At 41.4% G+C, this 590-nt stretch carries 1 tRNA gene; it reads left to right on the top strand.

Annotated elements, in window-relative coordinates:
- Positions 1-77, top strand: a tRNA-Arg gene (locus I6F50_RS20155).
- Positions 78-590 lie beyond the last annotated feature (513 nt).

The raw sequence follows: 590 nt of genomic DNA, 5'->3' as shown, positions 1-590 counted from the left end.
GGGTGCATAGCTCAGCTGGATAGAGTACTCGGCTACGAACCGAGCGGTCGGAGGTTCGAATCCTCCTGCGCCCACCACTTTCATAAATAAGCCGACATTAAGTCGGTTTTTTTGTGCCTAAAATAAAGTGAAATGTAGAGTTTAGGAGGATTGAGAACTAAGAAGTCGGAGGTTCACTCTTACAAGATACGTCCTGCGCCCGCCACTTCCATAAACAAGCCGACATTAAGTCGGTTTTTTTGTGCCTAAAATAAAGTGAAATGTAAACTACCACTCCTGTAGCCGCAGAGCTTGCTCGCGTGAGAAGCAACAGCTTCTATTCCCCCCTCAAAAATATAATTTATAAGATTTTATTTGTTGGCAACGCCAGAAATAAGTAATTTATTCACAAAGAGTTTAAGAGGCGCTGCGCTTTTAGAGGTAGTAATAAAGCTAAGCTAAACTAATAAACCCGGGCTTATGTCTTCTCATTTACTTTTCTTTGTGTAATAGATCTTTAAGTGGTTCATTGACCCCCCTGTGTCAGGATAGTTGTCGCCTCTAACTTTTAATAGAGGCAGATAAAATGAGACGTCGATTTACACAAGAAT

This window comes from Pseudoalteromonas sp. NZS127_1 (assembly GCF_015864295.1).
GTDB classification, from domain to species: domain Bacteria; phylum Pseudomonadota; class Gammaproteobacteria; order Enterobacterales; family Alteromonadaceae; genus Pseudoalteromonas; species Pseudoalteromonas arctica.
Note: the sequence above shows the minus strand (reverse complement) of the source record. Positions and strands in the feature narration are given on the sequence as shown.